This is a genomic window from Achromobacter sp. (assembly GCF_036567245.1).
Classification (GTDB): Bacteria; Pseudomonadota; Gammaproteobacteria; order Burkholderiales; family Burkholderiaceae_B; genus Achromobacter.
Genome location: NZ_DATCUY010000713.1, coordinates 1 through 26,825, shown reverse-complemented (window position 1 = coordinate 26,825; position 26,825 = coordinate 1). Strand labels below are relative to the sequence as shown.

At 65.6% G+C, this 26,825-nt stretch carries 31 protein-coding genes; 11 read left to right on the top strand and 20 right to left on the bottom strand.

Annotation, left to right across the window (positions count from 1 at the left end):
* Positions 1-100: 100 nt before the first annotated feature.
* Together VIR09_RS30910 and VIR09_RS30905 are read left to right on the top strand one after the other, a co-directional pair.
* Positions 101-574, top strand: a complete 474-nt coding sequence (locus VIR09_RS30910; RefSeq protein ID WP_332016340.1) for a YdaU family protein — start codon at positions 101-103, stop codon at positions 572-574.
* Positions 571-879, top strand: a complete 309-nt coding sequence (locus VIR09_RS30905) for a hypothetical protein (RefSeq protein WP_332016339.1) — start codon at positions 571-573, stop codon at positions 877-879. Before VIR09_RS30910 ends, VIR09_RS30905 begins: the two co-directional genes overlap by 4 nt.
* Before the next feature lie 165 nt (positions 880-1,044).
* On the opposite strand, the gene VIR09_RS30900 is transcribed toward VIR09_RS30905, so the two are convergent.
* From VIR09_RS30900 to VIR09_RS30840, 13 genes are all read right to left on the bottom strand, one after another.
* Positions 1,045-1,296, bottom strand: coding sequence for a hypothetical protein (locus VIR09_RS30900; RefSeq protein ID WP_332016338.1), 252 nt, complete (start codon positions 1,294-1,296; stop codon positions 1,045-1,047).
* 250 nt (positions 1,297-1,546) lie between these two features.
* Positions 1,547-2,509, bottom strand: a complete 963-nt coding sequence (locus VIR09_RS30895) for a tripartite tricarboxylate transporter substrate binding protein (protein ID WP_332016337.1) — start codon at positions 2,507-2,509, stop codon at positions 1,547-1,549.
* A gap of 113 nt (positions 2,510-2,622) precedes the next feature.
* Complete coding sequence (locus tag VIR09_RS30890) at positions 2,623-3,801, bottom strand: CoA transferase (protein ID WP_332016336.1); 1,179 nt, start codon at positions 3,799-3,801, stop codon at positions 2,623-2,625.
* 31 nt (positions 3,802-3,832) lie between these two features.
* The gene (locus VIR09_RS30885; protein WP_332016335.1) at positions 3,833-5,113 is read right to left on the bottom strand and encodes a TRAP transporter large permease; all 1,281 of its coding nucleotides are present in this window, start codon (positions 5,111-5,113) and stop codon (positions 3,833-3,835) included.
* Positions 5,110-5,694 (bottom strand): TRAP transporter small permease, encoded by a 585-nt coding sequence (locus VIR09_RS30880; protein WP_332016334.1) that lies wholly within the window; start codon positions 5,692-5,694, stop codon positions 5,110-5,112. Before VIR09_RS30880 ends, VIR09_RS30885 begins: the two co-directional genes overlap by 4 nt.
* A 3-nt stretch (positions 5,695-5,697) precedes the next feature.
* A complete protein-coding gene (locus VIR09_RS30875; protein ID WP_332016333.1) occupies positions 5,698-6,720 on the bottom strand; it encodes a TRAP transporter substrate-binding protein in 1,023 nt (340 codons plus the stop codon).
* Positions 6,721-6,748: 28 nt separating this feature from the next.
* Positions 6,749-7,717, bottom strand: a complete 969-nt coding sequence (locus VIR09_RS30870) for an SMP-30/gluconolactonase/LRE family protein (protein ID WP_332016332.1) — start codon at positions 7,715-7,717, stop codon at positions 6,749-6,751.
* Between the two features lie 9 nt (positions 7,718-7,726).
* Positions 7,727-8,665: a hydroxymethylglutaryl-CoA lyase gene (locus VIR09_RS30865; RefSeq protein ID WP_332016331.1), complete on the bottom strand. Its 939-nt coding sequence runs from the start codon at positions 8,663-8,665 to the stop codon at positions 7,727-7,729.
* A gap of 188 nt (positions 8,666-8,853) precedes the next feature.
* Positions 8,854-9,756: a LysR family transcriptional regulator gene (locus VIR09_RS30860; protein ID WP_332016330.1), complete on the bottom strand. Its 903-nt coding sequence runs from the start codon at positions 9,754-9,756 to the stop codon at positions 8,854-8,856.
* A gap of 69 nt (positions 9,757-9,825) precedes the next feature.
* Positions 9,826-11,538, bottom strand: a complete 1,713-nt coding sequence (locus VIR09_RS30855; RefSeq protein ID WP_332016329.1) for a hypothetical protein — start codon at positions 11,536-11,538, stop codon at positions 9,826-9,828.
* A gap of 13 nt (positions 11,539-11,551) precedes the next feature.
* Positions 11,552-12,169, bottom strand: coding sequence for a YiiX family permuted papain-like enzyme (locus VIR09_RS30850; protein ID WP_332016328.1), 618 nt, complete (start codon positions 12,167-12,169; stop codon positions 11,552-11,554).
* Positions 12,166-12,333 carry a hypothetical protein gene (locus tag VIR09_RS30845; protein ID WP_332016327.1) on the bottom strand — a complete coding sequence of 56 codons (168 nt, stop codon included), beginning with the start codon at positions 12,331-12,333 and terminating at the stop codon, positions 12,166-12,168. Before VIR09_RS30845 ends, VIR09_RS30850 begins: the two co-directional genes overlap by 4 nt.
* A gap of 201 nt (positions 12,334-12,534) precedes the next feature.
* Positions 12,535-13,230: a DUF3313 domain-containing protein gene (locus VIR09_RS30840; protein WP_332016326.1), complete on the bottom strand. Its 696-nt coding sequence runs from the start codon at positions 13,228-13,230 to the stop codon at positions 12,535-12,537.
* Positions 13,231-13,502: 272 nt separating this feature from the next.
* Here VIR09_RS30840 and VIR09_RS30835 point away from each other — a divergent pair, with 272 nt between their 5' ends.
* The 3 genes from VIR09_RS30835 (at position 13,503) to VIR09_RS30825 (ending at position 14,966) form a co-directional block, all read left to right on the top strand.
* Positions 13,503-13,697: a hypothetical protein gene (locus VIR09_RS30835; protein WP_013395228.1), complete on the top strand. Its 195-nt coding sequence runs from the start codon at positions 13,503-13,505 to the stop codon at positions 13,695-13,697.
* Between the two features lie 52 nt (positions 13,698-13,749).
* A complete protein-coding gene (locus tag VIR09_RS30830; protein WP_332016353.1) occupies positions 13,750-14,238 on the top strand; it encodes a GNAT family N-acetyltransferase in 489 nt (162 codons plus the stop codon).
* A gap of 95 nt (positions 14,239-14,333) precedes the next feature.
* Entirely contained in the window at positions 14,334-14,966 is a 633-nt protein-coding gene (locus VIR09_RS30825; RefSeq protein WP_332016325.1) for an FMN-binding negative transcriptional regulator, read from the top strand.
* On the opposite strand, the gene VIR09_RS30820 is transcribed toward VIR09_RS30825, so the two are convergent.
* Positions 14,926-16,194 (bottom strand): MFS transporter, encoded by a 1,269-nt coding sequence (locus VIR09_RS30820; RefSeq protein WP_332016324.1) that lies wholly within the window; start codon positions 16,192-16,194, stop codon positions 14,926-14,928. The two genes, VIR09_RS30825 and VIR09_RS30820, sit on opposite strands and share 41 nt — an antisense overlap.
* Before the next feature lie 85 nt (positions 16,195-16,279).
* On the opposite strand from VIR09_RS30820, the gene VIR09_RS30815 reads away from it, so the two are divergent.
* Positions 16,280-17,017, top strand: a complete 738-nt coding sequence (locus VIR09_RS30815; RefSeq protein WP_332016323.1) for a helix-turn-helix transcriptional regulator — start codon at positions 16,280-16,282, stop codon at positions 17,015-17,017.
* 291 nt (positions 17,018-17,308) lie between these two features.
* Complete coding sequence (locus tag VIR09_RS30810; RefSeq protein ID WP_041655905.1) at positions 17,309-17,581, top strand: hypothetical protein; 273 nt, start codon at positions 17,309-17,311, stop codon at positions 17,579-17,581.
* Positions 17,582-17,588: 7 nt separating this feature from the next.
* Here the strand turns inward: VIR09_RS30810 and VIR09_RS30805 are convergent, their stop codons facing one another.
* The 3 genes from VIR09_RS30805 to ypfJ form a co-directional block, all read right to left on the bottom strand.
* Positions 17,589-18,353, bottom strand: coding sequence for a DUF1828 domain-containing protein (locus VIR09_RS30805; protein WP_332016322.1), 765 nt, complete (start codon positions 18,351-18,353; stop codon positions 17,589-17,591).
* Positions 18,350-18,886, bottom strand: a complete 537-nt coding sequence (locus tag VIR09_RS30800) for a hypothetical protein (protein ID WP_332016321.1) — start codon at positions 18,884-18,886, stop codon at positions 18,350-18,352. The genes VIR09_RS30805 and VIR09_RS30800 overlap by 4 nt, the downstream gene beginning before the upstream one ends.
* Before the next feature lie 183 nt (positions 18,887-19,069).
* Positions 19,070-19,924, bottom strand: coding sequence for a KPN_02809 family neutral zinc metallopeptidase (ypfJ, locus tag VIR09_RS30795; protein WP_332016320.1), 855 nt, complete (start codon positions 19,922-19,924; stop codon positions 19,070-19,072).
* Positions 19,925-20,010: 86 nt separating this feature from the next.
* Between ypfJ and VIR09_RS30790 the strand changes: the two genes are divergently transcribed.
* From VIR09_RS30790 to bamC, 4 genes are all read left to right on the top strand, one after another.
* Entirely contained in the window at positions 20,011-20,637 is a 627-nt protein-coding gene (locus VIR09_RS30790; protein ID WP_332016319.1) for an L-threonylcarbamoyladenylate synthase, read from the top strand.
* Between the two features lie 69 nt (positions 20,638-20,706).
* A complete protein-coding gene (locus VIR09_RS30785) occupies positions 20,707-21,354 on the top strand; it encodes a site-2 protease family protein (RefSeq protein ID WP_207468377.1) in 648 nt (215 codons plus the stop codon).
* A gap of 87 nt (positions 21,355-21,441) precedes the next feature.
* Positions 21,442-22,347: a 4-hydroxy-tetrahydrodipicolinate synthase gene (dapA, locus tag VIR09_RS30780; protein ID WP_332016318.1), complete on the top strand. Its 906-nt coding sequence runs from the start codon at positions 21,442-21,444 to the stop codon at positions 22,345-22,347.
* A gap of 17 nt (positions 22,348-22,364) precedes the next feature.
* Positions 22,365-23,489, top strand: a complete 1,125-nt coding sequence (gene bamC / locus VIR09_RS30775; RefSeq protein ID WP_332016317.1) for an outer membrane protein assembly factor BamC — start codon at positions 22,365-22,367, stop codon at positions 23,487-23,489.
* A gap of 237 nt (positions 23,490-23,726) precedes the next feature.
* Here the strand turns inward: bamC and VIR09_RS30770 are convergent, their stop codons facing one another.
* From VIR09_RS30770 to mutS, 3 genes are all read right to left on the bottom strand, one after another.
* Positions 23,727-23,954, bottom strand: coding sequence for an endopeptidase (locus VIR09_RS30770; protein WP_118933176.1), 228 nt, complete (start codon positions 23,952-23,954; stop codon positions 23,727-23,729).
* Between the two features lie 217 nt (positions 23,955-24,171).
* Positions 24,172-25,365, bottom strand: a complete 1,194-nt coding sequence (locus tag VIR09_RS30765; protein WP_332016316.1) for a cupin domain-containing protein — start codon at positions 25,363-25,365, stop codon at positions 24,172-24,174.
* Positions 25,362-26,825 (bottom strand): DNA mismatch repair protein MutS (gene mutS / locus VIR09_RS30760; protein WP_332016315.1); only part of this gene is annotated, 1,464 nt, incomplete at its 5' end. The genes mutS and VIR09_RS30765, both read right to left, overlap by 4 nt.

Below are 26,825 nucleotides of genomic sequence, written 5' to 3'. Positions count from 1 at the left end.
AAACAAAAACAATCTTAGTTGGCTTGCATTTAGAATCTTAGCATTCTAAGATTAAACAATGATAGCGGGGTAAGAACAGGCGGAGGATGCAGGAGCACGCATGAACTACTACAGCCACAACATCGGCGATTACGCCCAGGCCACGGGCCATCTGAGTTTGGCCGAGGATGCCATCTATAGCCGTCTGCTGCGCCGGTACTACGCTGAAGAGCAGCCCATCGTGGACAACCTGCAGCAGGTATTCCGGTGGGTTGGCGCGCGTACTGCACGGGCATCGCCGACATGCTCAGGCGCGCCAGGGGCGAACGCGGAAAGGCGCGCGGCTGTCGCCAGGGCGGCTCATGGGACAAGACAGGTAAACAGTGTGAGGTGGCTGATGAGTAAATTGACAGCTGATGAGCGGCGCTGGAACTGGGCGCGATGGACCTGGTCCGGCGCTACCGTGGGAAACATGGAAGCGTACCTCTCCGAAGAGGAGGAGCGCCGCCCCGTCGACCATCTGCAAGCGATGGAGGTCGAGGCGATGCATGCCGCGCTGCCCCAAGGCGATTCCCAACAGGGGGAACGAAATTGAACATCCCGGATTTCGACGCCTTTGCCACAGAGTTCGCCGGCGTGCTGGGCGCAGCGGTTTCTATGCTCTATCTGCAAGGTTCATGGCCGGCCAGGCTGAGCAGGGCCGCCAGCGGCTCAATGGTGGCGTATTACGCAGCCCCGTATCTTTCGCTGTTGCTGGAAATTCCGGAAGGCCTTGCCGGCTTTCTGACCGGCATGTTTGGCATGGCCATCGTTTCCCGCGGATGGGAGGCGGTACAGGCAGTTCCCATTGCGGCGCTGTGGCAGGCCTTGATTGATCGCGTGCGCGGCAGAGGGGGCTGAAATGCGCGGCGACTGGAAGACGTCTCAAAGACGGCCTGCATCTCCAGATCCCAGGCGACTGGACAATACCAGCATGAGCGCCATGCTACGACGCAGAAACGGAAGCCGCGTCGATGGCGTTGCGCAAGCAAAAGCCCGCAGGCACAAGCCGCGGGCTTTTCATTCCTACCCTTCAAAAGGACTCTTCTTCTTCCTTCGATTCACTGGCCGGAGAATTTCACCTGACTTGAGCCGGTACACGTCTTTACCCTCCCAGATCACGGCGCCGCCGGTGGACAGGCGGCATTGCAACACTATGTGTGGATCGGGATTTTCGTCCGTCGCGGGTTCTTGAATGATATGCCGCTCGATCCGGTACTGGTCTCCTGCTGCCGAGACCGCAATCACATCCTCCAGTCGTCTGCACGAGATTGACATGATGAGCCTCCTTCACTTGCGCCACCTTGAAACCGGTGGTGCCGAGGTCATCGTCTCGATTGGCCGTATCGCTGTCAATGCTGCTGGGGCCCATCATCCAAGCGTATGCACGACGCTTCCCCAGGGAGCGTCGTGCATACGCATGAGGCGGTGCATGCGTTTGATCTAGGCTGTTTTCGAGGCCGCGCGGGCGTTGAAATGCGGGGGCGGTTTGATGTATTGGCGGCCGCCGCGGAGCCTGGACCCGACCTTATTCAAGCTTCACGTTGGCGGACTGGATGACCGACCGCCACTTCTTGTAGTCCGCCGCGATCGTCTGCGAGAACTGCGCAGGCGTGGTCGGCATCGCGGTTGCGCCTTGAGCCGCCAGCGCGTCCTGTACATCCTTCAGCGCGAGGATCTTGTTGAGCTCCGTGTTCAGCGTCTGGATGATGGGCTTGGGCGTGTTCGCCGGGGCCAGCAGTCCGTACCAGACGCGCACGTCGAAGTCGGGATAACCGGATTCGGCGATGGTGGGCACGTCCGGCATGGCAGGGCTGCGCTTGAGCGAGGTCACGGCCAGCGGGACGGCGCTGCCGGCCTTGATCTGCGGCGCGGCCGAGGGGATGGACGTGAAGATGACGGGCACCTGGCCGCCGAGCAGGTCGGCCATGGCCGGCCCCGACCCCTTGTAGGGCACGTGGACGAGCTTGATGCCCGCCTGGAGTTGCAGCAGTTCGGCGGCCAGGTGGGTGATGGTGCCCGCTCCCGGCGAGCCGTAGTTGATCGTTCCGGGCGCCTTCTTGGCGGCAGCGATCAGATCCTTGAGAGATTTGTACGGACCGTTCTTGCCGGCGACGACCACCAACGGGGCTTCGCCGACGATGCCTATGGGCTCGAAGTCCTTGACCGGGTCATAGGCCAGCTTGGTGTAGAGCGAAGGAGCCACGGCCAGGTTGTCGACCTGGCCCATGACGATCTCGTAGCCGTCGGGCTTGGCGCGCGCGGCGGTGGTGATGCCTATGGTGCCGCCGGCGCCGGGCCGGTTCTCGGCGACGACGTTCCATTTGACGGAGTCGGACAGCTTGGCGGCGACGGTGCGCGACAGGAAGTCGGTGCCGCCGCCGGGGGTGAACGGCACGATGACGCGTATGGGCTGGTTCGGGTACTGCTGTGCGGCGGCGGGGGCGCAGGCGGCGAGCGCGCAGGCCGAGAGCATAAGGGCACGTAGCATGATTGTGGTCTCCATTCCTTGGTGGGCGCGTCCGGTCATGATCGCCAGACGTCGATTGCTGCGGATACTTACTGCGGGTTCGGTCGCTGCGGACGTTTTCAGTGCTATGCAGGCTAGACGGCTCCTTTGTCGCGGAGTTCCCGGATCCGTTCGCGGGACAGGCCCAGTTCCTCCAGGACCGCGTCGGTGTCCGCGCCCAGCGCGGGCGCCGCGCTGCGGGCTTGGCAGGGCGCTTCGGCGAACTTGATCGGGAAGCCCAGCATGCGCACTTGCTGGCCGTCCGGATGCGGGACGTCGATGGCCATTTGCTGGTCCGCGACCTGTGGATCGTTGAAGACTTCCTGCAGGTTCAATACCTGCCCGCAAGGCACGCCATACTGGTTCAGGCGTTCGATCCAATAGTGGCTGTCCATCTGCCGGGTGCGGGCTTCGATGGCGGCCTTGATGGACGCGCGGTTCAGCATGCGGTCGGCGTTGGCCTGGAAATCCGGATGCGCGCGCAGTTCGGGCAGTTCCAGCGCGTCCAGCAGCTTTTCATACATGGCGTCGTTGGACGGGGCGATCGCGACCTGGCCGTCGGCGGTTTCGAACAGTCCGTAGGGCGCGACGATGCCGTGGTCATTGCCGGTGCGCGGGGGCAGCTCGCCGCTGGCGAAGTAGTTCGATGCCTGGAAACTGAGCAGTCCTATCATGCTGGACAGCAGGCTGACGCTGATGGAGTCGCCGCGGCCGGTGCGCTCGCGGCGCAACAGCGCGGCGACTACGCCCAGCGCGCCGTTCAGGCCGGCGACCAGGTCGCTGATGGGCGGTCCCGCCCGCATGGGCGGATCGTCCTCGCCGCCGTTCAGGCTCATGAAGCCGCTCATGGCCTGGGCGATGAAGTCGAAGGCAGGCCGGTCGCGATAGGGGCCGGACGTGCCGAAGCCGTTGATGCTGCAATGGATGATGTCGGGCCGCAGGGCTTTCAGGGCATCGTCGCCGAAGCCCATCTTGTCCATGATGCCGGGCCGGTAGTTCTCGATCACGACGTCGCAATGCGGAATCAGTTGGCGCAGGATGTCCTTGCCTTCGGCGCTGTACAGGTCCAGCGTTACCGAGCGCTTGTTGCGGTTGTAGTTGGCGAAGTACCAGCTCAGGCCGTCCTTGACCACGCCCTGGCGGCGAATCGGGTCGCCCTCGCCGGGAGCTTCGATCTTCAGCACCTCGGCGCCCATGTCGGCCAGTATGGAGGTGCAGTACGGCCCCGAGATGATACGGGTCAGGTCCAGGACGCGGATTCCGGTAAGTGGCATGGTGTGCATCTGCTCAGGTTTTGGTTTTCGGTCAGCCGCCCAGTCCCGGCAGCCATAAGGTCAGTGGAGGAAAGGCGCAGATCAGCGCGAGCACGATCAGCGACCAGATGAAGAAGGGAATGATCTCGCGCACGATGGGGCCTATCGGAGTGCGGCCCACGGCGGATGTGACGAACAGCAGGATGCCGACAGGCGGGGTCAGCATGCCCGTCATCAGGTTCAGGATCAGGATCATGGCGTACTGGATGGGGTCCATGCCCAGCTGGACGCCGATAGGCAGCAGCGCCGGCAAGGTGATGATCATGGCGGGCAGCGGTTCCAGGATCTTGCCCACCAGGATCAGGAACACGTTCACCGTCAACAGCACGACCCAGGGCTGGTCGGAAATGCCCAATATGCCCTTGGCGATGGTAGCTGCCACGCGCGACTCGCTGATCAGCCAGCTGAACGGCCCGGCGGCGGCCAGCAGGAACAGAACCACCGCCATGGTGCGCCCGGCCGAGTAGAACGCCGAACCCAGTTCGCCAGGCTTCAGTTCCCGGTACACGGCCAGGCCCACGAGCAGGGCGTACATGGCAACGAACGCGGCCGCCTCGGTGTCGGTCAGGAGGCCGAAGCGTATGCCGGCGATGATCAGGACCGGCATCATCAGCGCCCAGATGGACGCGCGCGTGACCTTGGCCCGTTCGGGCCAACTGGCCCGCGGACGCGACTTGTAGCCATGCCGCCGCGCCTGCCAGGCGCAAATCGCCATGTAGCCTGCCAGCAGCATGAAGCCGGGAATGATGCCGGCCAGGAACAGGCGGATGATGGAGAGGTTGGCCAGCACCGCGTACACGATCATCGGGATCGACGGCGGCAGGATGGGGCCCAGCATGGCGCCGCAGGCGATGACGGCCTCGGGGTAGCCGCGCCGGTAGCCCTCCTGCTTCATCGAGGGGATCATCGCGGTGCCGATGGCGCTGGCGTCCGCCACGGCGGAGCCGCTGATGCCGGCCATGACCAGGTTGGTGGTCAGGGACACTTGCGACAGGCTGCCGCGCATGTGCCCGACCATGGCCATGGACCAGTTGATGAGCCGCAGCGTGACGCCGCCGCGGTTCATGAGTTCGCCCGCCAGGATGAACAGAGGAATCGCGACCAGCGCGGTCTCGTCTATGCCGCCCAGCATCGAGAGCGGAGCCTGCGCGATATCGACTCCCCCGCCGCCCTTGAACAGCATACCGACCAGGGCCGCGGTGATCATCGCGAAGCCTATGTCCAGCCCCACCAGGATGAGCACAACGAAAAGCACGACGGAGAAGAGGATCATGGATGCGTTCCCGGTGGGTCGAGCTCGTCGTGCGCGAAGGCGTCATGCGGCGGGGGAGCGTTGGGGATCAGCAGGCGCAAGGCCAGGAACAGCATGAAGAACACCATGCCCACGGTCAGCGAGGCGTAGCTGACCGCGTAGGTGAACGGCGTCCCCACGATGTCCTGGAAGTTCCCCACGGCAACCACGTCCAGGCCCTTGTAGAACAGGGTCGCGGCCAGCGCCAGCAGCAGGGCGTCGAACAGGCGGTCGCGCGCGCGCCGCAAGCGTTCCGGCAAATGGCGGTCGATGATGTCTATCACCACGTTGCGGCGCTCGCGCAGCGCCATGGCGGCGCCGACGAACGCACACCACAGCATGCCTATGCGTGCGACCTGGTCCCAGGCGTCGAACTGCGTTTTCAGCAGATACCGGTCCAGGACCTGGGCGAAGCAGAACACCAGCACCATGGCCAGGGTGAGGGCGACCGCGAGCCGGCCGATCCAGCACACGGTGCGGTCGGCTCGCAGGACCAGGCCGCGCCAGCCGGATGTGGCGCGAGCCGCGGAGCGTACCGTCGTCGCGGGCATGGGCGCGGCCATCTCCTACTCCTGCATCTTCTGGATGCGTTCGACCATGCCGGCCGGCCAATCCTTGCCTTCGTACTGCTGATAGACGGTGGCCAGGGCCGCCTTGAACGCGGCCTTGTCGGGCTGCGTGTACGTGACGCCGGCTTGCTTGAGGATCTTGACCGCGTTGTCGTCCAGCTCCTGGTCCAGCTTGGTGGCGACCTTGCCGCCAGCCTTGGCAGCCTCGGTCAGCGCCTGGCGCTGCTTGGCGTCCAGGCTTTGCCAGACGCGCTCGGAAATGAACCAGCCGGTCAACTCGTAGGCGTGATCCGTGGCCGCCCAGTACTTGGCCTCTTCATGGAAACGCAGCGGAATCGACAGGTCGAAGCCGTTGTCCTGGCCGTCTATCATGCCGCGGCCCAGCGCTGTGTAGATTTCGGTCATGCCCAGCGGCACGACCTGCGCGCCGAGCTTCTCGAACGTGGTTTTCAGGATGGGAATGGACGGAACGCGCAGCTTCAGGCCCTTGACGTCCTCGGGCTTGTTGATAGCGCGCGACACGGTTTGCAGCGCGCGCGGCGAGCGTATGCCGAAGGCCGCGAATACCCGGACGCCGGATTTCTTGGCGACGTCGTCGAAGATCTGGGCGAACTCGTCGCTGTTGATGATGCGCTCGGCCTGTTCGCCGCTCTTGAACAGATAGGGCGCGTACAGGATGTTCAAGGGCTGGGCGCCGCGCAGGAATACGACGGAGCCCAGGCCGAAGTAGCCCATGTCCAGCGTACCCAATTGCATGGAAGACAGGATCTTGCTGATGTCGCCCAATTGCCCGTCCGTGTAGACATGCACTTGCAGGTCATTCTGGGATTGCTTGGCGGCTTCCTCGGCGAAGGCGCGCATGGCGTGGTCCCAGGGGCTGTTGGACGCGGCGATGGTCGCGATCTTCATTTCCCGCGCCTGCGCATCGCCCAGGGGTGCGAACACCCCGGCGACGGTTACCGACAGCGCCAGCAGGGATGCCGAGGCGCGGACCAGGAACGGCGAGTGTTTTTTGTTCATGATGTCTCCTCCGGAATGCGGATCCGGCCTACCAGTTCCAGTGCACGGGCTTGATGCCCGCCACCGGCGAATCGAACACCGCCAAGCTGGAACCATTGATGCAGCCCATGTAGGCGGTCTTGCGGTCGGGGCCGCCGAACGCCAGGCTGGTGATGTTCTGCAGCCGCTTGCTGTGGTTGTCGTAGACCATGGGGCGGCTCAGGCGGTTGGCCAGGTACTCGGCCTCCAGCCGGTCGATGTGCGCGGCGTCGCCGTCTTCCAGCACAAGTTGCTGGTGTCCTTTGGGGCTGATCCGTATCACCCGGTTGGAGACCACGCTGACCACCCAGATGTGACCTTCTTCATCAACCGCCATGCCGTCGGGATAGGTGCCCTTGCCGAATTCCGTGATGACCGTGCGTTCGCCGAGGTCGCCGTTGGCGCCGATGCGAAAGCGCAGCAGGCGCCGGCCGAAGGTTTCGTTGACGTACAGGTGCGTGCCGCCGGGATCGGTGCGGCATTCGTTGGTCCAATGCACGTCCTGCGCGACGATGCGCGTGCCGTGCTCATCATGCAGGGCGATGAAGCCGTCGGCGATGTCGCGGCGAAACTGGTGGTCGCCGCGGCGCACGGTGCTGACGCAGATCCACAGGCGTTCACGGTCGTCCAGCCAGACGAAGTTGACGCTGGGCAGGCGCACGCCGTCGATCTCCATGATGTAGGGTTCGGCGGCGCCGTCGCGCTGCACGCGCCATACGCCACCGTCGTCGGCCAGGTTCGCCACAGCGAACGAGCCGTCGCGCAGCAGCGCGAAGCCGTTGGGGATCAGGCCAGGCTGGGCGCCGATCAGCCGGGCGTTGCCGTTGGGCAGGATGTGGCGGATGCCGCCGGCCTTGTCCGACACATAGAGATCGCCCGCCGCGGTGCTCAGCACGCATTCGGGGCGATTCAGGTTGACGCCGGTCTCGCGCACGGCCGACAGGCCGAGCAGCGCGCCGCGATTCGATTCGCTGTCCATGCGGTCTCCTTAGCCGACCGCGCCGGTGGCGACGTTGTAGTCGTGCAGATGCAGGCGCGGCCCCGCCTTCATCAACTGGCCGGGCAGGCCGCGGCCGACGATACCTTCCAGCCGTTGGGCCACCTTGATCAGCGCGCCCAGGTCGATGCCGCTGTCCACGCCCATCTCGTCCAGCAGGTAGACCAGGTCTTCGGTGCAGATATTGCCGGTGGCACCGGGCGCGAACGGGCAGCCGCCCAGTCCCGCGAGCGAGGACTCGTACGAGGTGACGCCGACGCGCAGGCCTTCCACCACATTCACCAGGCCGATGCCGCGCGTGTTGTGGAAGTGCAGCGAGATCTTGACGTCGGGATGGTCGGCGCGCAGCGCTTCCACCGTGCTGCGCACCAGTTTGGGCGTGGCCATGCCGGTGGTGTCTCCCAGCGTCACGGCGTCGAAGCCTTGCCGGACGAAATGGTCGAAGATGGTCCGGATGCGGCCCAGGTCCACGTCGCCTTCGAAGGGACAGCCAAAGGCGACGGCAATCGCGCCCTTGCGTTTGATGGGCTGATCCTGCAGCAGTTGCGCGATGTCCTCGATGTCGCGCAGCGACTGCTCGACCGGGCGATTCAGGTTCTTGGTGTTGTGGCTTTCGGTGGCGGACAGGAACACGACGATCTCGTCGGCCTGCGATTGCAGGGCGCGTTCGACGCCCTTGCGGTTGGGCGCCAGCGCGCCCAGCACCACGCCCGGGCGCTTGCGCACCCCCTGCAGCACTTCTTTTGCGTCGCGCATTTGCGGCACGGCGCGCGGCGAGACGAAGGACGTCGCTTCGAAATGCCGCACGCCGGCGTCTATCAGCGCGTTCAGGGTCTGGATTTTGGTGTCGGTGGGCACGAACTCGGACTCGATCTGCAGTCCGTCGCGCAGGCCGACTTCCACGATTTCGACTCGGTCTGGAAGGCTCACGGCTTCGGTCTCCTGGCGCCCGGATCCTGCGCCCGCAAGGGCCTCGCGCGGCGATGTCCGGGACATGGTTTGTCGGTCACTATCTTCAGTGAAGGATTCAGGAGGGACAAATCGTGAATATTCGACGGGGTATCGCGAAATGCGATGGCTGCAGCCGGATGCTTCGCGCACGGGCAGACCTGGCCGCCTTATTGCTGCGTTGCGGCTTGGGCGATCAGGTGATCCAGCAGCAGGCGGGCGGCTCCCGACAGCGATTCGTTGCTGCGTACGCACAATTTCAATTGGCGGCGTGCCCAGGCATCGGTCAGCGGAATGATGCAAAGCTCGTCGCAGACGTACGCGGACAGAGCCTTGGCGGGCACGATGCCTATCCCCAGGTCCGCGCGCACCATTGATACCAGCGCGTCATAGGACGTGACCTGGAAGCGCAGCCGCAGCGAGCGGTTCATGGAGGCGGCCTCGCGCGTGAACAGATAGTTCGCGGCGCTGCCCCGGTGCATGCCGACGTGGTCGTAATCCAGCGTGTCGGCGAACGACACCTGCCGGTGCCGCGACAAGGGATGCCCCGCTGGCGCCACCAGCGCCATGACGTCGCGATGGTAGGGAAATATGTCCAGTCCGTTCTCGTCATCGGACTGCGTGTAGACGCCGATGTCGGCGACATTGTCGATCACGGCGCGCGTGACGCCGGCGCTGACGGATTCCTCCAGATCGATCTGCACGTTGGGATGTTGTGTCAGGAAGCGGCGCAGTTCCATGGGCAGGAACTGGGCGATGGAGGACAGGTTCGCCGCGACGCGCACCCGGCCGCGCAAGCCGGCGGAGTAGTCGCGGATCTCCGCGGCGAGATCCTGGGTTTGATGCAGCAGGGTGCGTGCGCGCCGTGCCAGCGCATGCGCGGCGCTGGTCGGCTCCACGCCGCGCGCATGGCGCTGGAACAACGGCACGTCCAGGACGCGTTCGAGCTCGGACAATCGCTTGGAGAGCGCGGATGGCGCGATGTGTTCGCGCGTGGCGGCAGCGGCGATGCTGCCTTCTTCCAGCACTGCCAGGAACACTTGCAGGGTATACAGATCCAGACGTGGGGTCATGGGTAGTCGCGCATAGACACGTCCGCGAGGATAGCGGGTGTCTCGCGCGGCGGGCCTAGGGGATTACGCCTAGCCGATTTCCACCCAGCCCGGCGCCGCGTCCTGCGCCAGCAGCTGGCCGACGGTGGTCACGGCTATCCGGCCGTCGGCTGTTCCCAGGGCCAGTTGTTCGCCATGCGCGTCCATGGCGTGGACCAGCGTGGGAAGACCGTCCAAACGCATTGTGGCGCGCAGCAGGACTGCGCCCGACGCGGCGTCCAGCAGCAACAGGCCGCCGTCCAGGAACGCGGCCGCGATCAGTCCGAGGCCGGGCAGGAATATGACCGCGCTGGCCGACGCGGTGGTTGGGTGGCGCCAGAGTTCGCGGTCGCGGTCCAGCGGCTTGCGGTAGATGAAGCCGGCGCAGGCGACGTTGACGGCGGGAGCGTAGTGCCGGCCGCTGACGACCAGGCCCGCGCCTTGCGCATCCTCGACATAGCAGCCGCAAAGCTCCATGGTGTGGCTGTCGGGCTTGCCGTTGGCCTTCAGCACCGGCCAAAGCGGCCTGGCCTGGCCGTCGGCGGAGACCATGCACAGGCGCTTCGCTTCATGGGAACTGGCCGGCGTGCCCTGCACGCAGAACAGCGACGGTGCGCCGCTGATGCGGATGTAATGATTGAAGCAGTCGTAGTGTCCCAGGTCCACGCGCCGTTCGGCGCCCGAATGCAGGTCGCGCAACCGGTCCTGCGCATTCTTGGCCGCGGGGACGCGGTTCATGCGGCCCAGCAATACGCCGGGGGACGATGCCGAGAATGTGAATTCGCCGTCGTACTCGGCGACGAGGTTCAGTCCTTCGTCCGTCAGCGTGTAGAGCCTGGAGTCCTGACGCCACATCATGCCAGGCCGCTTTGAAGGCTCCACGACGTGCACGTGGATGCCCGCGGCCCGGATGATTTCGGTTCCGTGTCCGGCGCCTGTGTATGTTGCGATCGGGCCGCCGCCGGTGTCATGGATTTCGAGCAGGCAACCGTCGTGTGCGACGGCGATGCGTTGGTGGTCCAGCCAGGCGAGATCGCGGATCGCGCCCCGGTTCGCCAGCTCGGGCAGGCCCAGCCATTGCGCAAGGCGGGCATGGGGCGCCGGCGTGTCGGCGGACGGCTGGCCCGCTGACGTGAAATCATCGCGGGAGAGTTCCAGATCCCTGGAGCAGGAGGAGGACCAGCTCGCCTGATCGTAGGGAATGCGCACCGCAAACAGGGTGTTGAACGCGGCGTCGTGCACGTCCTCGGGCAGTCCCTCCCACTCCTCGTCCCAGGGCCGGACCCACGCTTCGATCTGGTCGCCGGCGGCGTTGTAGGCGCAGCGCACGACTTCGGGGATGCGGCTGAAGAACCGCTGCCGCCGGCCGCTACGCCAGTCCCAGGCGATCAGGTCGCCTTCGAACAGGTAGCCGCCGTCATAGCTGCCGGCGCCAATCGCAACGACGCTCTGGATCGGATGGAAGGCCACGTCGTTGACAGGGAAGCGCAGATCGTCGAGGGCGGCGAAAGGGGCGAGGCCGCCGCGGCGGTACAGGGCGACGCGGTACCGCAAGGCTTGTCCGCCATAAGCGGCGCGCGCGCGCGGATTGGCCAGCAAGGGAAATTCGGAAGCCACGGCGGCGATTTCGCCGGTCGGGTCGAAAAAGACTCCCGTAATCTTGCCGCTGCCCCGCAGCGGTGGATCCGTGATCATGGCCATCGCCAGTTCTCCGCGCGGTTGCGCCTTGTCGATGCCGAATGCTAGCGCAGGTTGCGTAGTCATTCCGCCTGCGCCGCTAGCGCTGGTCCACCGTCCGGAGCAGGGGAGAGTCGAACATGGCGGCAGGCGAAATGATGGGCTCATCCCAGGGGATGTCCCGTCCGTAGCGTTCCTGCATCTTGGCGCGCACCGTCGGCGACGAGAGGTCGAAGCGCTTGAGCGGCGCGAGCGCGCCGATTTCCACGCCCAGCGCGCGCTGGTAAACCTTCCAGACCAATTCCGAGCAGTAGATTCTGTCGTCCGACCAGGCAAACACCAGGTCGTAAGGCTTGCCTGCGAACGCGGCGCCGGCGTCTGCCAGCTGTATCTGCGCGGCAGGCGTGAGCCGCGTATCGTCGCGCAGGCGCTTGACCACGTAGTGGCCGCGTTCGCCTTGCGCAGCCCATTGTTCCAGCGGCGTGTAGCTGACGCTGGCCGCGGCCTCCAGCACATGGGGGCGGCCCTGGCGCATGACGATCATGCCCATGTGGCTATATGGCGAATGTGTGGCCTGCTGGATGGCCAGGCTTTGCGCAGAGCGGGATTGCTGGAATACCAGGTCTCCCGTCTGGACGTCGGCGGTTGCGGCTGCAGCCAGGGAAAGCGCGGACAGTACGGCCGCCGTCGCGGCGCGCGTCCATGGCGCCGGGCTCATGGGCGAGCCCGGCTGGCGGCCGGCGTCTCCTTCTTTGCGCGGGGTTTGGCCGCGGGCTTCGGGTCTTGCACGGGAGCGTCGAACTCCTGTTTGTTGCGTTCACCCCGCGGGGTATTTTCCGGATGCGGCTTGGGAAAAGCCCAGGGCTTGGTTTTCTGATCCATTGCATGTACTCCTTGCACAGGCGGAACAGTAGCATTAGCCGTGGCGCTGGGTAAGTGAGGGTTGACGTCAATATTCATCACATCGTGATTTTCTGAAGAAAAAACGATGGATTCGACCCGCTCCTGCCCTTTATGTTCCGCCCTGAAGGATCAGGACCTCTCAACACTGATAGGACGCTTCCATTGGTGTGGACGCAGGCGCTAGCCGGCTTCCGGCCGGTCTTCCAGCCAGATGCGGTCGAACTGTTCGCGCGCGTGGAGCGCCCAGTCGTCGATGGCGCTGCGCACGTCGTCCGCGGTGGGCTTGCGGTCCGCGGGCAGATTGCCGCCCGTGACGGTGCCCAGCGAGGCGATCAGCAACTCGTTGGTATTGGCGTCGCGCAGGGCGGCTTCGAGCAGCAGACGTGCGGACTGGTCGCGGTAGCCGGCCGCCTTGACGGTCTGGCCGATCACGAAGCCGATGGGGATGTACTCCATCATCCTGGGGTCGCGTTCGTTGCGGAACGTGCCGGTGATGGCGGCGCTCAGGCGCAGTGCATGCGGTGCGGGCTGGGTCAGCAGTTGATAGCCGGCTTGTTCGAACTCGCGCCGGAGCGCCTCGTTCAGGTAGGCCAACGCGCGCTCGCGCATGGCGCTGTCGCCCTTCATGTCCAGCTCGTCCGGCCGGTCGCCCTGGATGTATTGCACCGGTTCCAGGATGAGCTTCTTCTGGTACTGGCTGCCGATAGGCGGACCGGGGCGCGCCCAGACCATGCCGGCGCTCCAGTCGGGATCCTGCTTGAGCCGGCTTTGGCTTTCGCCCAGGGAGGTGGAGTAGTTCTGCGGCTTGGGCAGGTTGGTGCAGCCGGCAAGGCCTATCACGGCACAGCAGGCGGCCAGAGCGAGGCGGGTCTTCATGTTCTTCTCTTTTCCTGAAAGTGATGCCCGGCGCGGCGGACGGCAAGGGCCGCACGTGCGCCGGGGGCGGCCCAATTATTGCTCCATTCCGCGCCAGTTTTCCCGCTACAGGCAGGATGAAACTCCTGTTCCGCTGGAAAGCAGAATTCCATTCTGGGAAAACCGGAATGCTGTGTTGGGCAAGCGGAAGCGCCATTCCGGGTAAGCCGTAATAGCCGCCGCAAGATGCCGCCGCGGGACTACGATGGACGAGTGCACATAGGGAGGCAACTATGGACACCGCCAAGCAGTGGTATGCCGCCGTCAAGGATTGGCAGCGGTCCCGCGACGAGCTCACCGCCGCGATCGCCGCGATCAAGTGGCCGAATCCTACACAGGATTGCCTGGACACCTATGACCGCGCCTACGCCAACGAGACCGGGGCGCGGGACCGCATGAACCAGGCGTACGAACGTGTGCGACGATAGCCGCGCGCGCATCTATTTCGAGGCCACGGCGGGCATTGCTACACTGCCGCGCATGACGGACCAACAACAAAAATTCTTGATCAGGCCGACCCGGCCTGAGGACGCAGCCTTTCTGGAAGACCTGCTGATGCGCACCTACGAAGGTACGTGGATGCCCGAGATGACGGCGGAAAGGGATCGGCAGTTCCGCGCAAGCGGCAAGACGGCGGAGTACGTGCGCACGCGGGGAAACCTTTTCATGGTGTGCGAAATCGACGGCATGCCCGCAGGCATGGCGGATTGGGAGAACGACTTCATCTGGGCCTTGCATGTGCATCCCGCAAGGCAGGGCCAGGGCGTCGGAGGCGCCTTGCTGGCATGGATGGAAGCAGCCATTCGCGACGCGGGATTCGGGCGCGCGCGGCTGGAGACGGATTCCTTCAACAAGCGGAGCCGCCAGTTTTATGGGAAGCACGGCTACGTCGAAATAGACACCTATCCCGACGAAGAATGGGACAGCGGCTTCATGACCATCCTGCTGGAAAAGCCGTTGCTGGCGTGATGCCTCTGGCTCCATGAAATGGATCCTGGCTGGTCCTGGAAATGGAGCCACGATAGCGGTATGTTGTGGTTTTACCTGCTACCGCCGAATCCGCCATGTACCTGCCGTCCGCCTTTCGCGAAGACTCGCTCGAAGTCCAGCATGATTTCATCCGCGCCCATCCGCTTGCCGTGCTCACGACCAGCGGGGAGGGCGGGCTGATGGCGAACCACGTTCCCTGTCTGCTGTACCCCGACGGGCCGCAAGGCGTACTGCGCCTGCATGTGGCCCGCGCCAATCCGCAGCTTGCCGACCTGGGGTCGGGGCGGGAATGCCTGGCCGTCTTCCATGGGCCGCAAGCCTACGTCACGCCGTCCTGGTATCCGACCAAGACCGAGACGCACAAGGTTGTGCCCACATGGAATTTCGTCGCCGTGCACGTCTGGGGCACGCCGGTGATCCAGGACGACCCGGCCTGGCTGCGCGCGCAGCTGGACGCGCTGACCGACAGCCAGGAAAAAGCGCGTGCGCAGCCTTGGCGCGTGGCCGACGCGCCGGAGGATTTCATCGCGGCCCAGATGCGCGCCATCGTGGGCGTGGAGATTCCCATTGCGCGCATCGAAGGCAAATGGAAGGTCAGCCAGAACCGCACGGTTGCCGACCGGCGCGGCGTGGCCGAAGGCCTGGCGGGCGAAAACGGCGATGCCGTCATGGCCGGGCTGGTTGCCCGCCGCGGCGGGCTGGAGTAGCCCACCCCAGGGCAAAACTGGCAATGGCGGCGGCCTGCAGGCTGGCTGCCAAGGCCAGGAACCAGAGCAGCGGCTGTCCGGCCTGCTCCGACCAGGCCCGCAGCATGCCGAACAGCGCGGGTGCGAAGGCGTAGGCGCCTTGCGACATGGCGACGATCAGCGGCACCACGCGTTGCGTGTCCTCGCGTGCGAACTCGGTCTGCGCGATCAGCGGCGGCAGCGAGGTCGCGTTCCCTATGCCCGAGCCGAACAGCAGCACACCCAGCCAGATGGCCCAGGCGTGGTCAGCGGCCAGCATCAGAACCAGCGAACCGGCGATCTGGATGGCGTAAGCCACGCAGGCCACTTTGCGCCGGTCCGCGCCGGCAGGCATCAACCATCCCACCAGCGTGCGCCCGCCTATGGCCGCGGCCGTTGCCAGTCCCATGGCCAGGCCGGCGGTTTGCGCACCCAGCAGAGGCGCCAGCAGGGAAAGCAGATGCGCGATCAGGCCGATCTGGGCGAACAGGCCCAGCGCCATGCCGGCGGCCAAGGTGAGAAACGCCCGATTGCGCCACAGGTCCGTCACCGGCGCTGGCGTTGCGGCGCTGACGGCCGCCGCTGGCGCCTGGGTTGGCTCCAAGGCGCCGTCCGGATCCTGGCCGAGCTGCTGTGGCGTGACGGCAAAAACCTTGCGCGCAAGCACGGCGATCACCGCCACCATGGTCACGCCTACCCACAAGGCCGCCTGGGCAAATCCCGCCTGGCTGATCAGATAGACCCACAAGGGCGAAAAGACGATGCCGCCGACGCTGGCGCCGTTGTAGGCCATACCCAGCGCGGCGGGCCGGCGGCGCACGAACCAGGGCGAGATCAGCGCGTTGACGGCTGCGGCTCCCAGCGTTACCCAGCCCATGCCCGAGAACAGCGCGGCCGCGTAGAGCTGCCAGGGGTGCGCGGCCGTGGCCCAACCGCCCACGCCCAGCGCAAGCAACACGGCGCCGCCCAGCGTTACCGCGGGCACGCCGCAGCGCCGGTACAGGCGCGGCAGGTTGGCGACCACCAAGGTGCCGCAAAGAAAGTGCAGGGTGACGGCGCCGGACACCAGGGCCACGCCCCAGCCGGTGCGCTGCGCCACCGCGTGCAGGAACACGGGCGGGCCGTAGAAGCCGACGCCCCAGCCGAAGGCCGCCAGCGCGAAGGTGGCGTAAAGAACAGTCCAGCCAAAGAATTTTCGGGGTGCGGGCATGGGTGTCCGGCGGAGCCGGCTGTCTTGTTGTGTTGAGTCGCAGTATGCTTGAACCTGCACACAACACTTTGGTCTGGGCCGAACCATGGAATCCGAATTCGCCGACGTCAGCCTTTCCGCCGTGGCGGGCGCCATCGCCGATCCAGCGCGGGCGCGCATGCTGTGCGTGCTGCTGGACGGCCGCGCCCGCACCGCGACTGAACTGGCCGCCGCTGCCGATATCGGTGCCTCCACGGCCAGCAGCCATTTCCAGCGCCTGCGGGAGCAGGGCCTGGTGGAAATGGCCGTGCAGGGCAAGCATCGCTATTACCGCCTGGCGAACAGTGAGGTCGGACATGCGCTGGAGGCGCTGCTGGTGGTGGCCGGCGCCGAACGGGTGCCGTTCAAGCCCAATACGCCCTCCGCGCTGCGCGAGTCGCGCACCTGCTATGACCACATGGCAGGCACGCTGGCCGTGCGCATCCACGACGCCATGCTGTCGCGCCAGTGGCTGGCGGCAGATGGGCGCGACTACACGCTGACGCCGCTGGGCGAGGCCGCGCTGGCGCAGATAGGTGTGGACGTGGCGCAGGCGCGCCAGCGCCGGCGGCGCTTCGCGTGTTCCTGCCTGGACTGGAGCGAGCGCCGCTCACACCTGGGTGGCGCCTTGGGCGCGGCTCTGCTGGATGCGCTGACGCGCCGCGGCTGGATCAGCAAAGACCTGGATTCGCGCGCGCTGAGCGTCACGAAAAAGGGCGAAAAGCAGTTTCCCGCCTTCTTCGGCCCGGCCGATGATCAGCCCGCCGTGGGCGCCCCGCAGCGGGACCGGTATGTCGCCGCGTAGCTGTGGCGCGACCGGCATGGGCGGGCAACAAGGTGTGCATATGCAACAGATCTAGGGAAATCCCCGTGAGCCGATGCAGGGACAGGGAATCACAGCGTCCCGCATCGCGCCGCAAGCCGCGTCAGGCCTCGCCATGCGGCGCAAGCAGATTCCATGTGCAAGGTCTCCAAAAAATGGGGACGCAATTCGTGCGATGCAACAGTGTTTCTATTTTCTGCTCGCGTTACAAAACATATCCGAACTGTCATGAACAGCCAGGGTATGCTGGGTCGCACAAAGAGGGCATCCGAAGTGCATCAGAACAATTTGATCTACAAGGGATACCGCCTTACGGCCAAAGTATCCCGAGGCGCAGACGCCGAGGTTCAGGCGCAATCCAGCGGCCCCGTATTCATTGCATCGGTGATGGTGGTCCAGGCAGGCGCCGTACTCGAAGGCGGCGACGAATATCCGGTTCCGCGCTTTGCCGAGGGCGGCTTTGTCTACAGTCCGCGCGAAGCGGTGCATGCAGCCATCCTGCATGGCCGCGAAATCGTCGACGGCCTGACCAATATGCCAGCTTGACGTCGTCCTAGCCGGAAAAGACTTCCCGCCAATCGCGCGTCTTGGCCAGTGTCTGCACGGTTGCGGACTGTTCCAGGATGGTCACGGCCTTCTTGAACTCCTCGGCCGAGGCGCCGTCTTCCAGGATGACCATGCGCGAGTTGCGCGCGTCCGCCATCTTCACGTCCGACATCTTGCCGTGGGTCTGATAGACCTGCGTCCAATCCATTTTCTTGCCGGCCTTCAGGGCAATGGGCTCGATATACGTCAGCGCGGTGCTGCTGGCCGCGCGCACGGCGAAGGCGAAGTCCGCCGTGTGGCCGCTGCTGCCCTTGGCGCGTGCGCCCTTGACCATGCGGTTCGCGCCCACGCCTGCCGCCAGCGCCCGCCCGACCTGCGCGCGGAACCGCAACTGGCTGAACTTGGGCATCCACTTGGCGCATTGGAACGACAGCGCCATCGCCAGTTTGACCGCGTCCCACAGGGCTTCCTGCAGTTGCTCATTGGGGCCGGACGCGACGATGGCGCCGTCGCGGTCGAAGTGCGCCAGGCTGACGCCCGGGGTTTCGTTCAGGATGTCGATGCGCTTGGCCGCCAGGTCTATGCCGTAGCTGGACGCGTGCATCGAGGTCTCACAGGCGTCGGTCAGGTAGAACGTGGACTCGTCGGGATGCGCGATGAAGAAGGCCGCGTGCTGCCCGTCCAGGCCCAGCGTCATGGGCGATATGGCGCGGATGGCGTGTTCGCCCGCCGGCAGGACGGTCCAGCCGGAGGCTTCCAGGAAAGTACTCATAGGATCAGTTCGATTTGGCGGCCTTTGAGGGGATGCGCGAATCCGCCGGTCAGCGTCAGGTTCGCCCGCGGCAGGAAGTACTGCATCAGCGCGCCGATATTCTGCAGGGCTGGCACGATGGGCTCGGCATAGCCTTCACCTTCGTCCACCCAGATATGTTCATGGCTGCGGTCCGCAAGCGGCTTGCGGTACTGCGGCCGGCCTTCGCCCACCAGGCTGGTGTGGAAGGAGTCGTCGGTGTCCACGCCGAACACGCGGTGCGGGCCCACGAAGAGGCTGGCGCAGAACGCCTCGGCCAGGAAGATGGTGGCCTGGCCATGCACCGCGGTACGGGCGCCACGATAGATCGCGCGGAAGATGACGTCTTCGCGCACGTCGCCCTTGACCCGGCAGGCACAGGCGAATTCCAACCATTGGAGATTGCTGGCGGCGGGCTTCGGTACCCAGGTGATCGGTTTTACGGTTTCCTTGGGTTCGGCAAGAATCTCTTGCACCTCATCAACGGTGATTAACGGTTCGAACTTGTTGGCCATGGAACTGATCTAGGGTCTTGGAAATGCGCGCGCCGGACAGCGCGCCTGGCATGCGCTGCGCGGCGGCGGGCGCACGCGCAACACTGCGAGGGGGCGTCATCTTACAAGATGAAGACCGCGCCGCTCTTTTTGCTGTACAGATGTACAGCACAAGCGGCGGCGCGGCGGCGGGCGGTCACGCGTCTACAGCGAGGTGGCGCCGAAGGTGTCGCACTGCTTGATGCTGCCGCTTTCCAGCCCGCGCTTGAACCAGCGCACGCGCTGGGCCGACGATCCGTGGGTGAAGGAATCGGGCACCACATAGCCCTGGCTCTGCTTCTGCAGCCGGTCATCGCCGATGGCGGTGGCGGCGGTCAGGGCTTCTTCCACGTCGCCGCTTTCCAGGATGTTGCGCGCGGCGTTGGCGCGCTGCGCCCACAAGCCCGCGAAGCAATCGGCCTGCAGTTCCATGCGTACCGACAGCGCGTTGGCCTGGGACGGGTTGCGGCGGCGCAGATTGTCCACCTGGTCCGAGATGCCCAGCAGATGCTGCACGTGATGCCCGACTTCATGGGCGATCACATAGGCCTGGGCGAAATCGCCGGGGGCTTTGAAGCGGCTCTGCAGTTCGTCGAAGAAGGCCAGGTCGATGTAGACCTTGCTGTCGCCCGGACAGTAGAACGGACCCATGGCCGACTGTCCGGTGCCGCAGGCCGTGGGCGTGGCGCCGCGGAACAGCACCAGCTTGGGCGCCACGTACTGGCGGTTCAGGTCCTTCTGGAAGATGGCGCTCCAGGTGTCTTCGGTTTCGCCCAGGACCTTCGAGACGAAGATGGCCTGCGGATCGTTGGCCGGCGGACGCGTGGCCGGCCCCTGCTGTTGCTGCGCGGGCGGGCCTTCGGCCATCTGCAGGACCACGCTGGGGTCCACGCCGAAATACATCGCAACCAGGGCCAGCACGATCGTGCCGATGCCGATGGTGCCGCGGCCGCCGATGCGTGGGCCGCTTGCGCGGCGGTCTTCCACATTGTCGCTTTCGCGCGAGTCATCAAGGCGCATACTGTTTCTCCGGGCGGGTCGGCGTTCCCGCCATTTTGCATCGCCGCGCTTTACTGAGCGGCCTTCAAGAGTGTTAGGATAAACCCATGGCCCTGTATTTCTCCATTCATCCCGCGAATCCGCAACCGCGCCTGCTGAAGCAGGCGGCCCAATGGCTGGCCGATGGCGGGCTGGTCGCGGTGCCTACCGATTCGAGCTATGCCGTGGTCGCGCGGCTGGACGACAAGAACGCCGCCGACGGATTGCGCCGCCTGCGAGGCCTGGACGAACGCCATCATCTCACGCTGCTGTGCCGCGACCTGGCCGAAATCGGCCACTTCGCGCGCGTCGACAACCGCCAGTACCGCCTGCTGAAGGCCGCGACGCCCGGGCCCTGGACCTTCATCCTCGAAGCCACCAAGGAAGTGCCGCGCCGCGTCTCGCATCCGTCGCGCAAGACCATCGGCATCCGCGTGCCTGACCATCCCGTCATGCTCGGGCTGCTGGAGCAGGTGGGGGCGCCTTTGCTGTCCACCACGCTCATCCCCAAGGACGAGACCGAAGCGTTGAATGACGCGGAAGAAATCCGCGAACGCTACGACCACGACCTGGCGGCCATCATCGACGCGGGCGCCTGCCCGCAATCGCCGACCACCGTGATCGACCTCACCAGCGAAGAGCCGGTGGTGGTGCGCGTGGGACGCGGCGACCCGGCCACGCTGGGCCTTGCCTGATCGCGTCGGCCGCGTCGTCTTGCGGGCCGGCACGCGCCGGCTCGCGGCTCATCTACAATCCGGTTCGCCATGAATGACATCATCCAAACCATTGCGGTCTACGCGATACCGGTCATCTTCGCCATTACCCTGCACGAGGCCGCGCATGGCTTTGTCGCGCGCATGTTCGGCGATCCCACGGCCTATGAGGCCGGGCGCATCAGCCTGAATCCCGCGCGGCACATCGACCCGGTCGGCACGCTGCTGGTGCCGGTGGCCATCCTGCTGGCGTCCAAGCTGCTGGGCAGCCCGGGCATGCTGTTTGGCTGGGCCAAGCCCGTGCCGGTGGATTTCGGCCGCTTGCGCCGGCCCAAGCAGGACATGCTGTGGGTGGCGCTGGCGGGTCCCGCCGCCAACCTGTTCATGGCGGTGCTGTGGGCGTTTTCGCTGCGTATCTTCCTGGAATCCGGCCTGCAGGAATCGTTCTGGTTCGAAATGGCCGTGGCCGGCGTGAACGTCAATCTGGTGCTCATGGCCCTGAATCTGCTGCCTATCCTGCCGCTGGACGGGGGCCGCATCCTTTTCAGCCTGCTGCCCAACCGCCTGGCCTGGCAATACTCGAAAATCGAGCCGTATGGCTTGGTGATCGTCGTCATCCTGTTGGTGACGGATGTGCTCTGGCTATTGATGCGGCCGGTGCTGGCCCTGGGGACGACCATCGTCCAGTGGTTTCTGTAGGATTTCAGCCAATATCCGTTAAACTCAACGGTTTCATTGATTCTGGCCTCGAGGCATCCCGCCGCGGGGTTTTGGAGCCCTACATTTATGGCATCCCCTGCAACCGCCGCAGGCGTTAATTTCCAGGGCAGCATGGTGGCCCTGGTCACCCCCATGCAGCCCGACGGCAGCCTGGACTACGCTGCCTACCGGTCGCTGATCGACTGGCATATCCAGGAAGGCACCGACGCACTGGTGGTGGTTGGCACCACCGGGGAGTCGCCCACGGTCTCCATGGAAGAACATGCGGAGCTGATCCGCGTTGCAGTCGAACACGCCGCGGGCCGTATTCCGGTCATCGCCGGCGTGGGCGCCAACTCCACCGACGAAGCCATCCACCTGACGCGCCACGCCAAGGCCGTGGGCGCGCAGGCCGGCCTGTCGGTCGTACCCTATTACAACAAGCCCTCGCAAGAGGGCTTGTACCGCCACTTCCGCACCATCGCGGAAGCCGTCGATCTGCCCAACATCCTGTACAACGTGCCGGGCCGTACCGTTGCCGACATGAGCAACGAAACGATCCTGCGACTGGCGCAGGTGCCGGGCATCATCGGCATCAAGGACGCCACGGGCGACATCGCGCGTGGCGGCCTGCTGTTGCGCGAAGCGCCGGCCAGTTTCCAGGTTTTCAGCGGCGATGATCCCACCGCCGCCGCCCTGATCCTGCTGGGCGCGCGTGGCAATATTTCCGTAACGGCCAACGTGGCGCCCAAGCTCATGCGTGAGCTCTGTGCCGCCGCCCTGGCTGGCAATGTGCCCAAGGTGCGTGAACTTAATGCGTACCTGGCGCGTCTGAACAAGGCTTTGTTCGTTGAAGCCAACCCCATCCCTGTCAAGTGGGCGTTGGCCGAAATGGGCCGCAGCGCACTGGGCTACCGGCTGCCGCTGGTTGAACTGGGAGCGCAGCACCACGCGACCGTGCGTACCGCGCTCCAGGAAACGGGCCTGCTCTAAATATCGTGAGGATACGTATGAACAAGCGTCATGCCGGTTTGTCGGCATTGATGTCTCTGGTGTTGTTGGCCGGTTGCAGCGAGGTCAATCAATTCCTGGGCAATGAAGAGTCCGTCAACTACAAGAGCGCAGTTACGCAGCGTGGAGAGCCCCTCAGCATCCCGCCCGATCTGACTCAAGCCAACAGCGATCCGCGTTACCGCGCGCCGGCTTCAGGCTCGACCACCTATTCGCAGTTCCAGCAGCAGGGCCAGGCGCAAGCCAGTCAGCCCAAGGCCAGCAACGTGCTGCCCGGCCGCCAGGACATGCGCGTCGAGCGCGACGGCGACCTGCGTTGGTTGGTGGTGGATCGTCCGCCGGAAGATATCTTCCCGCGTCTGATCGACTTCTGGACCGAAAGCGGCTTTACCGTGGCCAGCAACAACCCGAGCGCCGGCCTGATCGAAACCGATTGGGCGGAAAACCGCGCCAAGATTCCGGAAAGCTGGCTGCGCCAGGCGCTGGGCATGGTTCTGGAATCGGCCTGGGATAGCGGCGAGCGCGAGAAATTCCGCACCCGCGTCGAACGCGTGAACGGCCATACCGAGGTCTACGTCAGCCACCGCCAGATGCTGGAAAAGCGCGTGGGCGCCGACGGCAACCAGGTGCAATGGCAGAATGGCAAGGAAGATCCGGGCCTCAACGCCGCCATGCTGGCGCGCATGATGGTCTACCTGGGTTCCGACGTCGACAACGCCCGCAAGCTGGTGCAGCAGGCCGAGGCCGCGCCGCAGAAGCCCGCCGTGCAGCAGGACGTCCGCGCTCAAGGCGCCTCGCTCGTCGTCAGCGAATCGTTCGACCGCGCATGGCGCCGTGTCGGCGTGGCGCTGGATGGCGGCGGTTTCGCGGTGGACGACCGCGATCGCTCCGCTGGCGACTACTTCGTCCGCTATGTCGACACCGACACGGGCGAGAAGATCGAGCAGCCGGGCTTCTTCAGCCGCATGTTCTCGGGCGACAAGAAGGCCGAAGCGCCCCAGTACCGCATCCACCTGGCCGCCAGCGGCGAACAGACCACGGTGACCGTGCTGGATGCCAATGGCGCCCGCGACAACAGCGCCACCGCCCAGCGCCTGCTGAGCGTGCTGAAGGACAAGATGTAAGACCGGCCCGGTTCTGCGCTCACGCGCAGGCCCGCGCAAGAGAGGCCCCTGCGGGGGCCTCTTTTTTATTTGGCCGCGGTTTGCAAGGGCCTTGCAGACTGAGCGACGCGCGAGCCGCGATGCGCTGCGATTGCGGTGTCTTGCTCATAAGCCATCTGCACGCAAAAAAGCCCTGGCTGCAAACAGCCAGGGCTTTTTCTTGCGTCCTCAGAGCGGGGGTTCGTCTCTGCGTTTTTATTAGGACGCGGGCGTGGTCGAGCCGCCCGGGGTGGTCGAACCGCCACCCGGCGTGGTATTGGGCGTGGGCGCCGGAGCCGGCGAGGTGGCCGGGGGCGTCGTGGAGGGGGCAGGCGTGCTTGCGCCCGGAGCGGGGTTGGTCGCGGGCGCCGGGGCATCTTCCTTCTTGTTGCAGGCGCTCAGCGCAACGGCCAGCACCGAGGCAATAATCAAGGTTTTGCTCATCATTTTTAGACTCCTGTAGATGACGACTCTTGAAACCCCATTAGGGGAAACCAGAGGTCAGGCTACAGGAACACGCGGGCGCAACGCGTATGAAAGTTAAAAAGGTCGCATCCCAACGGCAACAAACCTTTCAGCTTCGTGTTATCTCTTTCTTGATGTGTCCCACGTATCAGACCTGATTTCCTTCTGTACAGGACTGATACGCGAGGGTGTCCGGATGCTACGCCGACTGGTAGCGGATCCAGCCCGAATCCAGCCAGTCCGCCAGGCAGGAGCGCGCTTCGTCAGTCAGGCGGGCGCAGGACGGGTCCGCGCAATCCAGGCTGCGCGCGTCGGCCAGCGTGCGCAAGGCGGCATCGGCGGGCGTCATGGCGGTCTCGCCGTTGATGAAGAGTTGCTTGCCGCGATAGAGCATGCGGCTGCGGCGGTCCAGTACCAGCCTGCCCGTGGCAGGCCAATCCTCTTCCAGGTCCACGTCCAGGCCCTCGGGCGCGTCGAACACGCTCAGGTTGCTGGGCTCGGTCAGCCAGCAGCCCAGGAAGCGCGAGGCGAGCGCATCGTCGAAGCGCAGCTTTTCCACGGTTTCCAGCGTTGCCGCCACCAACGCGTCCGGCAAGGCGGCAGGGGTGTCGACGGCGGGCTGGCCGGGGTCGCGGTAGACGGCGGATAGCTTGGGGCCGGGCAGGGCGGGTTCGCCGTAGGGGCCGCCAAGCAGGCCGACGCGCGCCATGACCTGGTCCGCGGCTGCTTCGAGCAGCCCGCGTGCCAGCGTCGCCTGCGTGGGCGCGCGAAAGCCGATGGAGATGGTCATGCAGCCGTCGCCCACGGCGACGCCGTCATGAGCGGCCTGGGGCGGCAGGTAGAGCATGTCGCCGGGGGCCAGCACGGCGGTTTCCTCGGGCTCGAAGCGGCTCAGGATCTTCAGCGGCAGGCCGGGCTCCAGCGACAGGTCCTTTTGGCGGCCATAGCGCCATTCGCGCTCGCCCGCCGCTTGAAGCAGGAACACGTCGTAGCTGTCGAAGTGAGGGCCCACGCCGCCGCCATGGCTGGCGATGCTGATCATCACGTCGTCCAGGCGCGCGTCGGGAATGAAGCGGAACAGCTGCATCAGCTCGGACGCGGCGTCGCTGTGCAGGTCCACGCTTTGCACCAGCAGGGTCCAGTCGCCTTCATTGTCCTTGGGCAGGCGCGCGAACGGGCCGTTCTCCATCTGCCATTCGCCGTTCTCGCGCCAGATCAGGCGCGACTCCACGTCGTCGCGGCGCGCCAGCTTCTTGATGGCGGCGATCGTGACCGGGGGCTTGAATCCGGGGATGGCCTGGCGGATCAGCAAGGGCTTGCGCTGCCAATGGCGGCGCATGAAGTCATTGGGGCTCTGGTTGCCCAGCAGGGCCAAGGGATGGTCGAGGTTCATTGCAGGTGCTTCTTCAGGCGGTAGAGGGCGTCCAGCGCTTCGCGCGGGGTCAGGCTGTCGGGGTCGATGGCGGCGAGTTCCTCGCGCAGGGCGTCGAGGGCCTCGAGGTCGTCGGAGCGGTCGGCGTCGGCATAGGCCTGGGCGTCGGCGTCCGCTGCGGCGGCGAACAGGCCGAGCTGCGGCGTGGGGGCGCCCTGGGCTTCCAGGCGTTCCAGTTCGCGGGTAGCCTGGCGGATCACGGCGGCGGGCACGCCCGCGCGCTGCGCCACCTGGATCCCGTAGCTGCGGCTGGCCGGGCCTTCGCGCACTTCGTGCAGGAATACGATGCCGCCGGCCGATTCAGCCGCGGCCAGATGTACGTTGGCCGAGGCTGGCTGTTCCGCGGGCAGGCGGGTCAGTTCGAAATAGTGGGTGGCGAACAGCGTCAGTGCGCGGTTGTGGGCCAGCAGGCGGCAAGCGATGGCCCAGGCCAGCGCCAGGCCGTCATAGGTCGACGTGCCGCGACCAATCTCGTCCATCAGCACCAGGCTGTTGGGCGTGCTGGCCGACAGGATGGCGGCCGCTTCGGTCATTTCCATCATGAAGGTCGAGCGGCCGCCCGCCAGGTCGTCGGCCGCGCCGATGCGGGTGAAGATGCGGTCGATCTTGCCGATGCGGGCGCGCGACGCGGGCACGAAGCTGCCGATGCGCGCCAGCAGCACGATCAGCGCCACCTGCCGCATATACGTCGATTTACCGCCCATGTTCGGGCCGGTGATCAACAGCATGCGGCGCGCCGGTTCCAGTCGGCAGCCATTGGGCGTGAAGCGTTCGATGGCGTGTTCCACCACCGGGTGGCGGCCGGCCTCGATGTCGATGTCGGCCTGCTCGGAGAGTTCGGGCGCGATCCAGTCGTGGCGGCGCGCGTGCTCCGCCAGGGCGGCCAAAGCGTCCAGTTCAGCCAGCGCGGCGGCGCAGTCAGACAGCGGCCGCACATGTTCGGCCAGCACGTCCAGCAACTGCTCGAACAGCCATTTCTCGCGGGCCAGCGCGCGGTCCTGGGCGGACAGCACCTTGTCTTCCCAGGTCTTGAGTTCGGGCGTGATGTAGCGTTCGGCGTTCTTCAGCGTCTGGCGGCGGCGGTAGTCCTCCGGCACCTTGGCGGTCTGGCCCTTGGTGACTTCGATGTAGAAGCCATGCACGCGGTTGAACTCCACGCGCAGATTGCTGATGCCGGTGCGCTCGCGCTCGCGGGCTTCCAGTTGCACCAGGAAATCGCCGCCATCCGCCGCCAAGCCGCGCAGCTCGTCCAGTTCCGCGTCGAAGCCCGCCGCCAGCACGCCGCCGTCGCGGATGGCGACAGCAGGTTCGGCGGCGATGGCGCGCACCAGCAGGGCGGCCAGGGCCGGATCCACCGACAGATGCGAAATCAGTTCGCCCAGCCGCGGCGAGTCCGCCATGGGCTCCACCAGGTCGCGCAG

Coding starts and splice junctions, on each gene's coding strand:
- VIR09_RS30900 (WP_332016338.1), bottom strand. CDS start 1,296: ATGTCAATCTCGTGCAGACGACTGGAGGATGTGATTGCGGTCTCGGCA.
- VIR09_RS30860 (WP_332016330.1), bottom strand. CDS start 9,756: ATGACCCCACGTCTGGATCTGTATACCCTGCAAGTGTTCCTGGCAGTG.
- VIR09_RS30870 (WP_332016332.1), bottom strand. CDS start 7,717: ATGGACAGCGAATCGAATCGCGGCGCGCTGCTCGGCCTGTCGGCCGTG.
- VIR09_RS30835 (WP_013395228.1), top strand. CDS start 13,503: ATGGACACCGCCAAGCAGTGGTATGCCGCCGTCAAGGATTGGCAGCGG.
- VIR09_RS30890 (WP_332016336.1), bottom strand. CDS start 3,801: ATGCCACTTACCGGAATCCGCGTCCTGGACCTGACCCGTATCATCTCG.
- bamC (WP_332016317.1), top strand. CDS start 22,365: ATGAACAAGCGTCATGCCGGTTTGTCGGCATTGATGTCTCTGGTGTTG.
- VIR09_RS30845 (WP_332016327.1), bottom strand. CDS start 12,333: ATGGATCAGAAAACCAAGCCCTGGGCTTTTCCCAAGCCGCATCCGGAA.
- VIR09_RS30830 (WP_332016353.1), top strand. CDS start 13,750: ATGACGGACCAACAACAAAAATTCTTGATCAGGCCGACCCGGCCTGAG.
- VIR09_RS30840 (WP_332016326.1), bottom strand. CDS start 13,230: ATGAAGACCCGCCTCGCTCTGGCCGCCTGCTGTGCCGTGATAGGCCTT.
- ypfJ (WP_332016320.1), bottom strand. CDS start 19,924: ATGCGCCTTGATGACTCGCGCGAAAGCGACAATGTGGAAGACCGCCGC.
- VIR09_RS30825 (WP_332016325.1), top strand. CDS start 14,334: ATGTACCTGCCGTCCGCCTTTCGCGAAGACTCGCTCGAAGTCCAGCAT.
- VIR09_RS30910 (WP_332016340.1), top strand. CDS start 101: ATGAACTACTACAGCCACAACATCGGCGATTACGCCCAGGCCACGGGC.
- VIR09_RS30800 (WP_332016321.1), bottom strand. CDS start 18,886: ATGGCCAACAAGTTCGAACCGTTAATCACCGTTGATGAGGTGCAAGAG.
- dapA (WP_332016318.1), top strand. CDS start 21,442: ATGGCATCCCCTGCAACCGCCGCAGGCGTTAATTTCCAGGGCAGCATG.
- VIR09_RS30880 (WP_332016334.1), bottom strand. CDS start 5,694: ATGGCCGCGCCCATGCCCGCGACGACGGTACGCTCCGCGGCTCGCGCC.
- VIR09_RS30785 (WP_207468377.1), top strand. CDS start 20,707: ATGAATGACATCATCCAAACCATTGCGGTCTACGCGATACCGGTCATC.
- VIR09_RS30855 (WP_332016329.1), bottom strand. CDS start 11,538: ATGACTACGCAACCTGCGCTAGCATTCGGCATCGACAAGGCGCAACCG.
- VIR09_RS30815 (WP_332016323.1), top strand. CDS start 16,280: ATGGAATCCGAATTCGCCGACGTCAGCCTTTCCGCCGTGGCGGGCGCC.
- VIR09_RS30805 (WP_332016322.1), bottom strand. CDS start 18,353: ATGAGTACTTTCCTGGAAGCCTCCGGCTGGACCGTCCTGCCGGCGGGC.
- VIR09_RS30850 (WP_332016328.1), bottom strand. CDS start 12,169: ATGAGCCCGGCGCCATGGACGCGCGCCGCGACGGCGGCCGTACTGTCC.
- VIR09_RS30790 (WP_332016319.1), top strand. CDS start 20,011: ATGGCCCTGTATTTCTCCATTCATCCCGCGAATCCGCAACCGCGCCTG.
- VIR09_RS30820 (WP_332016324.1), bottom strand. CDS start 16,194: ATGCCCGCACCCCGAAAATTCTTTGGCTGGACTGTTCTTTACGCCACC.
- VIR09_RS30770 (WP_118933176.1), bottom strand. CDS start 23,954: ATGATGAGCAAAACCTTGATTATTGCCTCGGTGCTGGCCGTTGCGCTG.
- VIR09_RS30885 (WP_332016335.1), bottom strand. CDS start 5,113: ATGATCCTCTTCTCCGTCGTGCTTTTCGTTGTGCTCATCCTGGTGGGG.
- VIR09_RS30895 (WP_332016337.1), bottom strand. CDS start 2,509: ATGCTACGTGCCCTTATGCTCTCGGCCTGCGCGCTCGCCGCCTGCGCC.
- VIR09_RS30875 (WP_332016333.1), bottom strand. CDS start 6,720: ATGAACAAAAAACACTCGCCGTTCCTGGTCCGCGCCTCGGCATCCCTG.
- VIR09_RS30765 (WP_332016316.1), bottom strand. CDS start 25,365: ATGAACCTCGACCATCCCTTGGCCCTGCTGGGCAACCAGAGCCCCAAT.